Consider the following 12,515-nt stretch of genomic DNA (forward strand, 5'->3'; position numbering starts at 1 on the left):
TCCTATGCTGGTAAATCTTTGCGACTATAAACAGAGCGTTACGCTTATTGCCAACAGCGGTGTACAGTTCCTCGATTTCGGTCTGACCCCGCAGGACACCGCCAGCAACGGGCGTTTCGTGCGTAAAACCGCGAACGGCCCGCTTTTGCGCCTTGATTTCGACCTGGTTAACGGGCGTTACACTTTGCCCGGCACGGACGGCGGCCAGCCTGAGGTAGTCAAGCCTGAGACAACCATCGCGCTGCATCAGTCCCTGGCCGTGCTGGATGGCGTCTGGCTCCCCGTTCCGTTCCTGCGTTTCAACCCGCCGCGAACCTTTGTTGACGGCCCGGACAACTGGGCGCGCGTTCAGGTCCGCAAGCTGGAGACGCCGGACACCGCAGGCAACACCCATCGCGTCACCCTCGCCCTCGACAGCCAGATTGCGGAGCATGCCACCTCCGCGCTGTCGCCGGTGGAAAACGACATCCTCAACGGGACCCGCTTCGCGCTGGCCTGGCGCGATGCCGAAGTAGAAAATTTCCTCGACCAGACGTGGATAGACGGCTGGTTGCGCGAAGCGTTCACGCAGTACGCCTCGGACGTCGAACACCGTTCAGAACGCGATCTGCAACAGGCCATGCGCAGCTTTGAGTATCAGGCACACTGGCTGAATGTGCTGACCATGCTTGGTGAACAGCTCACCGTGCCGGAAGTCAAATTTGTCACCCATACGCTCAGCACGCCTGCCATTCCGGTCGATTTGATCCTCGACGTGGGCAACACCCATACCTGCGGCGTGATTATTGAAGATCACGGCGACGCCAACGACGGTCTGCGCCAGACGGCCGAGTTGCAGGTGCGCTCTTTAAGCGAGCCGCAGTTCCTCAATGAGCCCCTGTTTACCAGCCGCCTGGAGTTCTCGGAAGCACGCTTTGGCAAACAGCACTTCTCGGTTGAAAGCGGTCGCGAGGATGCCTTCGTCTGGCCTTCTATTGTCCGGGTTGGCGATGAGGCGCGTAAGCTGGCCATGCAGCGTCTGGGAACTGAAGGTAACAGCGGTATCTCCAGCCCGCGTCGCTACCTGTGGGATGAGACGCCGGTGGTGCAGGACTGGCGTTTCAGCCAGATGAACAGCAAAACCCAACGCGAGCCGCTGGCGACCGCGTTCCCGCTGATGAACCTGATGAATGATGACGGCGAACCGCTGTTTACGCTGCCCCAGGACGAGCGTCTGCCGGTTTTCTCCCCGCAGTACAGCCGCAGCACCCTGATGACCCATATGCTGTGCGAGCTGCTGGCACAGGCGCTGGGCCAGATCAACAGCGTCGCCACGCGCTTGCGTCTGGGCTTCCCGGCGTCTCCGCGCCAGCTGCGCACGCTGATCCTCACACTGCCCTCGGCGATGCCGAAGCAGGAGCGCGAGATCTTCCGTCGCCGCATGTTTGAAGCGATTGCCATCGTCTGGAAAGCGATGGGATGGCATCCGCAGGATGAAGACTTTGCCACCCGCAAGCAGCAGGATAAAAGCGTGGTGCCGGTGCCTGAGATCCAGATGGAGTGGGATGAAGCGAGCTGCGGGCAACTGGTCTGGCTTTACAACGAAGCGATCTCCCGTTTTGGTGGTCAGACGGAAGCCTTCTTCGCCTCCCTCGCCCGCCCGGATCGTGAACCCGAGCCTGGTGTCCAGCCGGGTCGCGCGCTGCGCGTTGCTTCTATCGATATTGGCGGCGGCACCACAGATATGGCGATCACCCACTATCAGCTGGATGACGGCTCCGGGAATAACGTCAAAATCACGCCACAGCTTCTCTTCCGCGAAGGGTTTAAAGTGGCCGGCGACGACACGCTGCTGGACGTTATCCAGCGTTATGTGTTGCCAGCCCTGCAAACGCAGTTGCAGAAGTCCGGCATTGCGGACGCGTCTCTGCTGATGGCGTCGTTGTTCGGTGACTCCGGGCGTATTGATACCCAGGCGGTATTGCGCCAGCAGACCGCACTTCAGCTCTTTATGCCGATCGGTCATGCGATCCTTGCCGCGTGGGAATCCAGCGACATTGACGATCCGCTGGCCGGTTTGCATGCCACCTTTGGCGATCTGCTGCCGCAGAAGCCGACCCGCAACGTGATGAACTACCTGCAGCAGGCTGTCGACCATGCCCTGCCTGCTGGCTCTGAAGCCTTCGACCTGTTTGCCGTGCCGCTGCATGTGAATTTTCGCGAAATGCAGGATGCGATGCTGGCGGGTCAGTTCACGCTGGCCTCTCCGCTCCATGCGGTATGCGAAGCGATCTCTCATTACAGCTGCGATATTTTGCTGATCACCGGTCGTCCGGGGTGCCTGCCGGGCGTGCAGGCGCTGATCCGCCATCTCCAGCCCGTGCCAGTCAATCGTATCGTATGGCTGGATAAATACCAGGTTCATGAGTGGTATCCGTTCAGCCAGCAGGGTCGCATCGGCAACCCGAAATCGACCGCCGCCGTGGGGGCCATGCTCTGCAGCCTGGCGCTCGATTTGCGTCTGCCGCGCTTTAACTTTAAGGCGGCCGATATTGGCGCCTACTCCACCGTGCGCTATCTGGGCGTGCTGGATAACACCGTTAACACGCTGCGTGAGGAGAACGTCTGGTATCAGGATATCGACCTGGATAAACCTGGCGCAAAACTTGATGCCCGCCTGCATTTCCCGCTGCGTGGGAACGTCACGCTTGGCTTCCGCCAGCTGGCGAACGCACGCTGGCCAGCGACGCCGCTGTACACCCTGAGTATCAACTCGGCGGAACTGGCCAAAGCGATTGCTGGCGACGGCGTGCTGAACGTGCGGCTTAAGCTCTGCGGAGGCAGCAAGCACGAAGGCCCGGAATCTTTCGAGCTGAGCGACGCCTGGCTGCAGGATGGAACCCCTGTCCCACCAGACGCCTTAACCTTCAAACTGAATACCCTGGCCGATCGCCGTCATAGCGGTAGCCACTACTGGATCGACAGCGGGAGTGTATACCTGAAATGAGTGCAACGATGACCACCACGCAGGCCTTAATCGGGTGGATTAACGAGACGCGCCTGCACGCCCCGGTGCTGGATAACGATGCCGACGCCCTGCTGGCACGTATCAATGCGGCGCAGGCGCGGGAGCAGGCCATTGAACAGGCGCTGACCCGGCGGAGCAGCATTGGTCTGTATGGCCACTCCCAAAGCGCCAAAGCGCATCTGCTGTTGTCCCTGTGCGGCAACGGTAACGGGCGGCTGAACGTTATTCCCGGGCAACGCACGTTCGACTACTTTTCACATATCAACCCGGGACATGCCCTGACCAACATGGCACTGCGCTTCAGCACTGAAAGCACAGCGGTGGACGATGAGGCTTTCCCGCTACGTCTGAGCCTGGTCACCGAGGCCGAGCTGGTGCAGCTGTTTATTGCCCGCACCACCTTACACCCGCAGATCCGCGCCGTGGATAAGGCCGTTATCGAGACGCGCCTTGAGAAGTGGCGCGGCCTGCGTCAGCCGCAGGGTGTACCGGGCATAACGGCGGAGGAAGTGGGCGCGATTGCCCGCTTCTGGCAGAGCACGGTACCTGCCGCCAGACAGCAAATTGATGATGTGCTGTGGCATCAGTTTGCGCAACTGGTGCCATCGCTTGACCTCACCACCCGGGCCAGCGTCTGGTCGCTTTTATGGGGTGAGCAACAGGAACTGACCCAGCAGTGGTTAAAGCTCGCCCATGTTCTGCACCAGACCAGCCACGCCAGCGAACTTGCCGCCCCGCTCAGCCTGCTGGTGGATAACTTTGGTCTGCCTGGCGAAGGCTTCCTGACCCATGGCACCTTTACCCTTCCGGACGCTCAGGAGACGCTGCTGCATCCCCTGAACAACGGCGAGATGCTTAATGCCATTAGCCTGCCCGTCGATGTACTGGCATTCCTGACGCGTGAACTGGTACTGCCTGTCGAGAGCAGCGCGCTGGATAACGTCGATATTATTGATATCCCGGTCTTTGCAGACAACAGCGCCGATCCGCTAAGCCAGGCCAAATGTCAGTGGCTGCTGGAACACTATCGCCAGCAGCTGCAGCCAGATGTGCTTGTGATCTGCAATGCGACCGCGCAGCACGACCAGACGGCAAAAAAAGCAAAGGTACTGATGAACTGGGTCAAAGAGACGCAGCCTGCGGAGGAATCAGCCCTGCCGGGTCTGGTGTGGGCGATTACGCCTCACGACGCGCGTTTTACCACCCGGCAGAATCTCGATGAAGCAGTCCAGCATCTGCTGGGTAAACCGGGCCTGCGCTGGGGCACGCTGCAGGCGCTGGACAGCCACAGCATGCAGCGCGTCATCGAGTGGCTGTCACAGGCCACGTTACCTGCCCAGCGACAGAAACGTCTTAACACGCTGAAAACGGCGCTGCGCCAGGAGCTGTCGGCTTTGATGCACAGTTATCTGGCACCGCTGGTTGAGGAGCCTGCAGCAAGACGAACTCAGGCCGAGAACATGGTTCGCACCCTGCAAAGCAGCGCCGCCCGCCACGGTGAGTTGCTCGAAGGGCTTCTGCCTCCGCTCAAAGCCTTCGAAACGCTTCTGGCCGTCCAGCAACCGCGCGAGGAGCAGGTCAACGGTCTGTTTACGGATACCATCGATCTGTTTGCCGATAATGCGCAGGAAAGTGCCAGCACGTTCCAGACAAAAGATAAAGCGCGCCTGGCGCATAAAGTGTGGATGAACCATTTGCGCCAGTGGAGTCGCAATGACGCAGCGGCCACACGCCTGGGTCTTGAGCCTGCGGTGTTACAGCAAATTGCCGAGGTTCTGGTGGTCGCCAGCTACCGTCTTAACCTGCCTCAGCAGCTTCAGCGTATTGTCGAAACCGACAAGAGCAGTGCCGCACAGCTGCATGCGGTGATGGGCAATTTCGTTGGCTGGCTGGGTTACGACCAGACGCCTGTTGCTGAACGTCCGGCAAGCCGCATCCGTAAGGGGCAGGCAATCTTTGTTACGCCCGTGGTTAGCAGCGCCGCGCCGCGCCTGACGCGCCTGGAGGAACAGCCTGTCCATGCGGCCACCGCGTACGTTTACGACTGGCTGGTTGCCCTCTATAGCCGGGCAATAGAGAACATTGATTATCAGCACCCGCATGATGTTCAGCCTGACGCACGTCGGGCATTACAGGCTTTAATCATGTAGCAGTCTTTGTTGCCGGGTGGTGCTGCGCTTACCCGGCCAACATTTCGCAACGATAATCACGCCGACATACACTCCGCTAACGTCTGCGCCAGTGCCGACGGGTTTTCCCACGACATGGAGTGCCCCGCAGCAGGGATGATTTTGACCTCAACGCCCTTCTGCTTCAGGCGCTCCACATCGTCATCCGGCAAAGAGAGCTCGCCGAAAATCAACGTCACCGGGCAAGGCAGCGACAGAAATTGCGTTTCCCAGTCTGGCTCAACGCCCGCCACCAGGCTCGATGCGCCGCGCCAGACAGCATAAGGTGCATTACTTTGGAGGCACCCGGCCCACGCCGTTTTTTCTGCACAGAGCATGGCCTGATATCCCTGTTCCAGAAACTGCTGTTCCGTTTGTGCGGCAATCGAGCGGCTGAACATCCCACCCCCGGCATGAAAATTGGGTTCCGACACCATCAGCCCTTTAACACGCGATGCCAGCAGCCCCGCCGCTTCAATGGCGATGCTACCGCCCATGCTGTGACCGTACAGCCAGAAGGCATCGAGCTTGAGATGATCCATCAGTTCAGCCACAACGCGGGCCTGATCGGTAGTTTTGTAGCTGTAGTGCTCAGGCTTATCGCTGTAACCGCTGCCGGGTAAATCGATGAGAATCGTTCTGCACCCGCCAAACTGAGGGTCTCGAACGACGCGGGGATATTCATAGGACGAGGCGCAGCCCAATCCGTGGATGAAGACAACGGGATCGCCGGTGCCGGGCAAATCATGCCAGCGGACGGTGCAACCCGCATGTTGCGAGTAAAAACTGTTCATAAGCACTCCTTTTACGATGCACTGTTTATTTATACAGTTATCGTAGCGGGAATGCCATGTTCATCGTTTAAAAATGGAAGCGTGCTTCAGAAAAGCGAGACCAGCAGCGCAACGGGGAAGCTCATCGGCCACGTCGACCCTACCAGAAACGCGCTGAGCAGGCGGATGCGTTTACGATCTTTAGACAGGAACCAGGTGATTAATGCGCAGATAGAAGCCATGATTGCGTAAAAAACCAACATCTTTTGATACAACGTCATTCTGTATTCCAGAGCCGAAAAAATAACCGCACGCAATATGCGTCATATGTTGATACAGATCAAGTTTTTTCGTTACACAATAACCACTTAAATATTAAGGCTAATAACAAATGAGTATATTGCGTTACAACTATGCCCTGACAAGGATCCGTCTTCGAAAACCATGCATGACAAGATCAAGATTGTAGTTGACTCTTTAATCCCTCTGGCTTCGATGCCCCGTGGTTATCTTCAGGTAACAAAAAACCCCGCTTGAGCGAGGTTTGGCATCTTTTCAATGGTGAATTAAAAAGGAAGCATTGCGCGGATTTCAGTGTGCCAACTATGAAAGGCAGGTAGGTCATCTAATAACCAGAAACCTAAACCAAGTACTGCAGCACTCATCATCATTTGAGCAATAACGTTAAACCAGTATTCAATAGGTTTAGTGTCTTTGTGGATATATTCCTTTCGCATCGTTCCCTTGAAGGTTTTAGTGTAGACACCTCGTCGCAAAAAGATAATCGACTGAACAAGCATAAAGGGGCAGGTCAGAAAAATTGCACATACCGTGAACCAATATTGAAATCCCATTACCTGTCATTCCAGTTGCCGTTTGGGGCCATTATTACACATGTTTATCCAATTCCAGTCAGGATGGCATAATCATCAACCAGGCAGCTCTGCTGAGCACTAATTTTAACGTCAATGGTCCACAAGCAAGCGACTGCAATATATTTTCAATATATTACAGCCACTTAGCTGCATATTAGTGTTTAATCATCACATGCCGGACTACGGTATAATCCTCAAGCCCGTACACCGACATATCTTTCCCATAACCGGATAACTTCATGCCGCCGTGTGGCATTTCGCTTACCAGCATAAAATGGGTATTCACCCAGGTGCAGCCGTATTGCAGACGCGCACTCAGCCGGTGAGCGCGCCCCACATCCTGAGTCCAGACGGACGAGGCCAGGCCATATTGTGAATCGTTAGCCCAGGCCAGCACCTGGTCTTCGTCGTCAAATTCAGTGACGCTCACCACCGGGCCAAAGACTTCACGTTGCACAATGGCATCTTCCTGTTTTGCCCCGGCCAGCAGGGTTGGCTGGAAGTAATAACCCGCTCCCTCTTTTTTACTGCCGCCCGTCACCACGCGGATATGGCTGAGCGCTTTGGCCTCCTCCACAGCCTGGCAGACGCGCGACAGATGCGCTTGCGAGCTCAGCGGCCCCAGCTCGGTAGAGGCCTCTTCCGGCGCCCCCATCTTCAGGCTGGACACCGCTGCGCCCAGTTTTTCCACCAGCGCAGCATAAATGCCCTTCTGGGCATAAATTCGGCAGGCCGCAGTGCAGTCCTGCCCGGCATTGTAGAAACCAAACGTCCGCACACCCTCGACGACCGCATCCAGATCGGCGTCATCAAAGACGATAACCGGTGCCTTGCCGCCCAGCTCCATGTGGGTACGTTTTATGGATGAGGCGGTATGGCCAATGATGTGCTCCCCGGTTGCAATTGAGCCGGTGAGTGACACCATGCGCACTTTCTCATGCCCGGTCAGCGGATCGCCTACCGTTTTTCCGCGCCCGAACAGCACGTTCAGCACGCCAGCCGGGAAAATATCCTTCGCCAGTTCGGCCAGTTTTAAGGCGGTCAGCGGCGTAATCTCAGAAGGCTTGATGACCACGCAGTTCCCGGCGGCCAGCGCCGGTGCCAGCTTCCACGCCGCCATCATCAGCGGGTAGTTCCAGGGGGCGATGGAGGCGACAACCCCAACCGGATCGCGGCGGATCATCGAGGTATGGCCGTCCAGATACTCACCCGCCGCCAGTCCGTTCAGGCAGCGGGCCGCGCCAGCAAAGAACCGAAACACATCGACCACCGCGGGGATCTCATCGCCCAGCGCGCAGTGCAGCGGCTTACCGCAGTTCAGGGATTCGAGTCTGGCAAACTCGTCGGCATGCGCTTCAATAACGTCAGCCAGTTTCAGCAGGCATTCGGCACGCGTTTTGGGCGTGGTTTGCCCCCACTGTGCGAACGCCCGATCGGCTGCCTGCACGGCCGCGTCGACCTGCGCGGCAGATGCTTCAGCAATCTCCAGCAGAACCTCTCCGGTGGCAGGGTTATAGACCGGCTGTTTTTCCCCCTCGCCACTCACCAGTTCACCATTAATCAGCAGTCGTTTTTGCATAGCATTGTCCCGTTGAAATCAATGTTATTTCCCGCTCCCGGCGCTGTTCTCGCCGTCGCGGGTTAGCCACCAGGCTCCCAGAATGGGGAAGGTTGTCACCAGCATCACCAGCAGTGCGACCACGTTGGTGACCGGCACGTCACGCGGACGTCCGAGCTGGTTAAGCAACCACAGCGGTAACGTGCGCTCGTGTCCCGCGGTAAAGGTTGTGACGATAATTTCGTCAAACGACAGAGCAAACGCCAGCATGCCCCCGGCCAGCAGCGCCGACCCAAGATTGGGCAGGACCACGTAACGGAAGGTTTGCCAGCCATCGGCCCCTAAATCCATCGACGCTTCAACCAGGCTCCAGGAGGTGCGTCGGAACCGGGCAATCACATTGTTAAACACCATCACCACGCAGAACGTGGCGTGCCCGACAACGATGGTAAAAAAACCAGGCTCCAGATTGATGGTTTTGAAAGCGGTCAGCAGCGCCAGACCGGTGATGATGCCCGGCAGCGCTATCGGTAACAGCAGCAACAGCGAAATGGCGTTTTTGCCAAAAAACGCGCTACGCCACAGCGCCGCTGCAGCAAGCGTGCCAAGTACCAGAGCAATAGCCGTCGCTAACGTCGCAATTTTAAGTGACAACGTCACGGAATCGATGATGTCGCCACGCCCCGCCGCCACGCTAAACCACTTCAACGTCAGCCCCTGCGGCGGGAAGCTGAAGGCCGCGTCCTCAGTATTAAAAGCGTAGATGGCAATAATCAGCAGGGGGAAATGGAGGAAGATCACCCCGCCCCAGGCGGCCACTTTCAGGAACAACGGTGCGTGTTCAGAGTGCATCGAATGCTCCCAGACGTTTCACGAACGCCAGATAAAGCGAGATAAGCACAATCGGCACCAGGGTGAAGGCGGCAGCCATGGGCATATTGCCGATGGCCCCCTGCTGGGCATAGACCATATTGCCAATGAAATAGCCCGGCGGCCCTACCAGCTGTGGCACGATAAAATCACCGAGCGTCAGAGAGAAGGTAAATATCGAGCCCGCCGCGATACCCGGGATCGCCAGCGGCAGAACAACATAACGAAAGGTCTGACGCGGACGCGCGCCGAGATCGGCAGAGGCCTGCAACAACGAGGCAGGCAGCCGTTCCAGCGCCGCCTGCACGGGCAGGATCATAAACGGCAGCCAGATGTAGACAAAGACCAGAAACCGCCCCAGCCCGGAGGTCGATAACGTGTTCCCGCCAATCGCCGGGAGCGTCAGAACAGAGACCAGGATCGGCTCCAGCCCCAGATGGCTGAGAAACCACTGCGCCACGCCATCTTTCGCCAGCAGTAGCGTCCACGCGTACGCTTTGACGATATAGCTCGCCCACATCGGCAGCATAACGGCAATATAGAAGAACGCTTTCCATTTGCCGCTGGTGTAACGCGCCATATACCAGGCCATCGGGAAGGCCAGAATGGCGCTGGCGAGGGTGACCGCAATCGCCATCACCAGCGTACGGATAATAATGTCGTAGTTTGCCGGGTTAAAAAGTGCCTGAATGTTCGCCAGCGTCAGGTCCGGCGTAACCGACATGGTGAAGTCATCAAAGGTATAAAAGCCCTGCCACAGCAGCGTAAGGAGCGATCCCAGATAGACGATGCCAAACCACATTAGCGGTGCCAGCAGAAGCAGGAATATCCCCAGCGACGGTTTGCGCCAGAAATACGCGGTAATGCGGCTTAGGGTACCGCGCGGTGCGGGAGGATGTAAGACGCTCATCGCCATTTCACCCTTCCTCATGCAGGCGGATCATGGCGTCGCGCGACCATGACGCCAGCACCGCCTGCCCCGGCTCAACGCCAGTGTGCAGTGTGTCCGCGCTGAGATTGGCCTGGCTCACCAGCAGTTTTGCCCCCCCGGCAAGTTTCAGCTCCAGGCGCGTTGCCGCACCCTGATACTGGACAGCCTGCACCACGCCTTCAACCTGTACCTCACCGCTCTCATTGAGTCGGATATGTTCCGGTCGAAGCGAATAAGCGCCCTGCATGCCGCACACTTTCTGCGCCAGTGCCGCATCGAAAACGTTCGAGGTGCCGACAAAGCTGGCCACGAACGGCGTACGTGGCCGCATGTATAGCTCACGCGGGGTATCCACCTGCTCAATGCGTCCGTTGTTGAAAACGGCGACCCGGTCGGACATTGACAGGGCTTCCCCCTGATCGTGGGTCACAAAAATAAAGGTGATCCCGAGTGCCTGTTGAAGTTTTTTCAGCTCGACCTGCATCTGTTCACGCAGTTTCAGATCGAGCGCCCCCAGCGGTTCATCCAGCAACAGCACGCGGGGTTCATTGACCAGCGCACGCGCAATGGCAACGCGCTGACGCTGGCCCCCGGAAAGCTGCGACGGCTTGCGCGCAATGGCAAAGCTCAGCCCGACCTTTTCCAGCGCCACCTGCGCCAGTGCATGGCGTTTTTTCTTGTCGATGCCTTTGACCATCAGCCCGTAAGCGACGTTATCGAGAATCGACATATGCGGAAACAGCGCGTAGTCCTGGAACACCGTATTGACGTCTCGCTCCCACGGAGGAAGCTCACTCGCTTCTTTACCGAAGATTGTGATCGCCCCGCCGGAGAGTTGTTCAAAACCGGCGATCAGCCGCAGACAGGTGGTTTTGCCGGAGCCCGACGGCCCCAGCATGGAGAAAAACTCCCCGTCACGAATGGCAATGCTCACCCCATCCACCGCCCGTACGTCGCCGTACAGACGGGAAACGTCATTAAACTCTACCGCGTACGTCATGTTCTGCTCCCGGATGATTAACGGCCACCCATGATGGCGATGTAATCCTGCGTCCAGCGGCTGTAAGGCACATATTTGCCGCCTTCGGCGATCGGGGTTTTCCAGAACTTGATTTTGTCAAAGGCGTCGTAACCGTTGGTTTCACAGCCTTTCTCACCCAGCAGCGTACTGGCCTTACACCCTTGCGCCACCACCGGCAGAGAGCCAAACCACGCCGCCAGATCGCCCTGCACTTTTGGCGTCAGCGACCAGTTCATCCATTTGTAAGCACACATCGGGTGTTTTGCCTGCGCGTGAAGCATAGTGGTGTCTGCCCAGCCCGTGACGCCCTCTTTCGGGAAGACGGTCGCGATCGGCTGGTTTTCGGCTTTCAGGGCATTCGCCTGGTATGGCCAGGCGCTGGACGCCACCACGCCTTCATTCTTAAAGTCACTCATCTGTACGGTGGTGTCATGCCAGTAGCGGTGGATCAGGGTGTGCTGATCGCGTAGCACTTTCAGAACCGCAGCGTACTGTTCTTCCGTCAGCTGGTAGGGGTCGTTAATACCCAACTGGGGTTGAGTGGCCTTCACAAACAGCGCCGCATCGGCAATGTAAATCGGACCATCATAGGCCTGCACGCGTCCCTGGTTGGTTTTACCGTCCGGTAAGTCCTGTTTTACAAACACCACGCTCCAGCTGTCCGGCGGTGTCGGGAAGGTTTTGGTGTTGTACATCAGCAGGTTTGGCCCCCACTGATACGGCGTGCCGTAGACGCTGCCGCCCACGTTAAACCATTCACCTTTAACGAGGCGCGGGTCGAGGGTTTTCCAGTTGGGGATGAGTTCCGGGTTAATCGGCTGAACGCGTTTGCCCATAATCAGACGGAGCGACGCATCTCCTGACGCGGTGACCAGGTCATACCCGCCTTTCGCCATCAGGCTCACCATCTCGTCCGACGTGGCGGCGGTTTTGACGTTTACCGCACAGCCGGTCTCTTTTTCAAACTGGGTTACCCAGTCATAGTTTTTATCCGTTTGTCCCCGCTCGATGTAACCCGGCCAGGCAATAATATCCAGCCGACCCTCTCCGTCGCTAATCGCTTTCGGTGGCTCGGCGGCTTGCGCGGTCATTATGGCCATACCAAGCGCACACAGGCTGCTGCGGGCAAATTTTTTGCTCATAAACATTACTCCAGTCGCAATGAAAATTTAGCGGCAGCCGTGCCGTAAAAATATCTCCCTCATTAAACGTAGACCGCGCAAATGCCCCGCACCGTGCGGCTTAAGGAAATTTCATCAAGGTGTGACCGAGGGCGCATTCCCCGTTAACTGGATTATAGACAAGGGGTTAG

The 12,515-nt window shown here is 57.6% G+C and carries 10 protein-coding genes; 2 read left to right on the plus strand and 8 right to left on the minus strand.

Features of this window, described 5'->3' with window-relative positions; translation table 11 throughout:
- The first annotated feature begins 4 nt into the window (after window positions 1-4).
- The gene (locus VF709_RS16560; RefSeq protein WP_029882937.1) at window positions 5-2,986 is read left to right on the plus strand and encodes a virulence factor SrfB; all 2,982 of its coding nucleotides are present in this window, start codon (window positions 5-7) and stop codon (window positions 2,984-2,986) included.
- Complete coding sequence (locus tag VF709_RS16565; protein WP_029882936.1) at window positions 2,983-5,157, plus strand: virulence factor SrfC family protein; 2,175 nt, start codon at window positions 2,983-2,985, stop codon at window positions 5,155-5,157. The genes VF709_RS16560 and VF709_RS16565 overlap by 4 nt, the downstream gene beginning before the upstream one ends.
- Before the next feature lie 56 nt (window positions 5,158-5,213).
- Here VF709_RS16565 and VF709_RS16570 read toward each other — a convergent pair whose 3' ends face one another.
- The 8 genes from VF709_RS16570 to ydcS all read right to left on the minus strand — a co-directional run bounded on the left by VF709_RS16570 (window position 5,214) and on the right by ydcS (window position 12,345).
- Window positions 5,214-5,969 carry an alpha/beta fold hydrolase gene (locus VF709_RS16570; protein WP_029882935.1) on the minus strand — a complete coding sequence of 252 codons (756 nt, stop codon included), beginning with the start codon at window positions 5,967-5,969 and terminating at the stop codon, window positions 5,214-5,216.
- A gap of 86 nt (window positions 5,970-6,055) precedes the next feature.
- Window positions 6,056-6,229 carry a GhoT/OrtT family toxin gene (locus tag VF709_RS16575; RefSeq protein WP_013096478.1) on the minus strand — a complete coding sequence of 58 codons (174 nt, stop codon included), beginning with the start codon at window positions 6,227-6,229 and terminating at the stop codon, window positions 6,056-6,058.
- A 285-nt stretch (window positions 6,230-6,514) separates the two neighbouring features.
- Window positions 6,515-6,802: a hypothetical protein gene (locus tag VF709_RS16580; protein ID WP_029882934.1), complete on the minus strand. Its 288-nt coding sequence runs from the start codon at window positions 6,800-6,802 to the stop codon at window positions 6,515-6,517.
- 175 nt (window positions 6,803-6,977) lie between these two features.
- Window positions 6,978-8,402, minus strand: coding sequence for an aminobutyraldehyde dehydrogenase (gene patD / locus VF709_RS16585; protein ID WP_029882933.1), 1,425 nt, complete (start codon window positions 8,400-8,402; stop codon window positions 6,978-6,980).
- Window positions 8,403-8,426: 24 nt separating this feature from the next.
- A complete protein-coding gene (locus tag VF709_RS16590) occupies window positions 8,427-9,233 on the minus strand; it encodes an ABC transporter permease (RefSeq protein WP_440231961.1) in 807 nt (268 codons plus the stop codon).
- Window positions 9,223-10,167 carry an ABC transporter permease gene (locus tag VF709_RS16595; RefSeq protein WP_023621159.1) on the minus strand — a complete coding sequence of 315 codons (945 nt, stop codon included), beginning with the start codon at window positions 10,165-10,167 and terminating at the stop codon, window positions 9,223-9,225. Before VF709_RS16595 ends, VF709_RS16590 begins: the two co-directional genes overlap by 11 nt.
- A 1-nt stretch (window position 10,168) precedes the next feature.
- On the minus strand, window positions 10,169-11,182 hold the full coding sequence (locus VF709_RS16600) for an ABC transporter ATP-binding protein (protein WP_149896723.1): 1,014 nt from the start codon (window positions 11,180-11,182) through the stop codon (window positions 10,169-10,171).
- A 17-nt stretch (window positions 11,183-11,199) separates the two neighbouring features.
- The gene (gene ydcS, locus VF709_RS16605; protein ID WP_149896724.1) at window positions 11,200-12,345 is read right to left on the minus strand and encodes a putative ABC transporter substrate-binding protein YdcS; all 1,146 of its coding nucleotides are present in this window, start codon (window positions 12,343-12,345) and stop codon (window positions 11,200-11,202) included.
- Window positions 12,346-12,515: the final 170 nt, after the last annotated feature.

This window comes from Enterobacter sp. Lyrl_3 (genome assembly GCF_051948675.1).
Taxonomy (GTDB): Bacteria; Pseudomonadota; Gammaproteobacteria; order Enterobacterales; family Enterobacteriaceae; genus Enterobacter; species Enterobacter cloacae.

Excerpts from the sequence above, each read along its gene's own strand:
- VF709_RS16560 (WP_029882937.1), top strand. The coding sequence starts at position 5 with ATGCTGGTAAATCTTTGCGACTATAAACAGAGCGTTACGCTTATTGCC.
- VF709_RS16565 (WP_029882936.1), top strand. The coding sequence starts at position 2,983 with ATGAGTGCAACGATGACCACCACGCAGGCCTTAATCGGGTGGATTAAC.
- VF709_RS16570 (WP_029882935.1), bottom strand. The coding sequence starts at position 5,969 with ATGAACAGTTTTTACTCGCAACATGCGGGTTGCACCGTCCGCTGGCAT.
- VF709_RS16575 (WP_013096478.1), bottom strand. The coding sequence starts at position 6,229 with ATGACGTTGTATCAAAAGATGTTGGTTTTTTACGCAATCATGGCTTCT.
- VF709_RS16580 (WP_029882934.1), bottom strand. The coding sequence starts at position 6,802 with ATGGGATTTCAATATTGGTTCACGGTATGTGCAATTTTTCTGACCTGC.
- patD (WP_029882933.1), bottom strand. The coding sequence starts at position 8,402 with ATGCAAAAACGACTGCTGATTAATGGTGAACTGGTGAGTGGCGAGGGG.
- VF709_RS16590 (WP_440231961.1), bottom strand. The coding sequence starts at position 9,233 with ATGCACTCTGAACACGCACCGTTGTTCCTGAAAGTGGCCGCCTGGGGC.
- VF709_RS16595 (WP_023621159.1), bottom strand. The coding sequence starts at position 10,167 with ATGGCGATGAGCGTCTTACATCCTCCCGCACCGCGCGGTACCCTAAGC.
- VF709_RS16600 (WP_149896723.1), bottom strand. The coding sequence starts at position 11,182 with ATGACGTACGCGGTAGAGTTTAATGACGTTTCCCGTCTGTACGGCGAC.
- ydcS (WP_149896724.1), bottom strand. The coding sequence starts at position 12,345 with ATGAGCAAAAAATTTGCCCGCAGCAGCCTGTGTGCGCTTGGTATGGCC.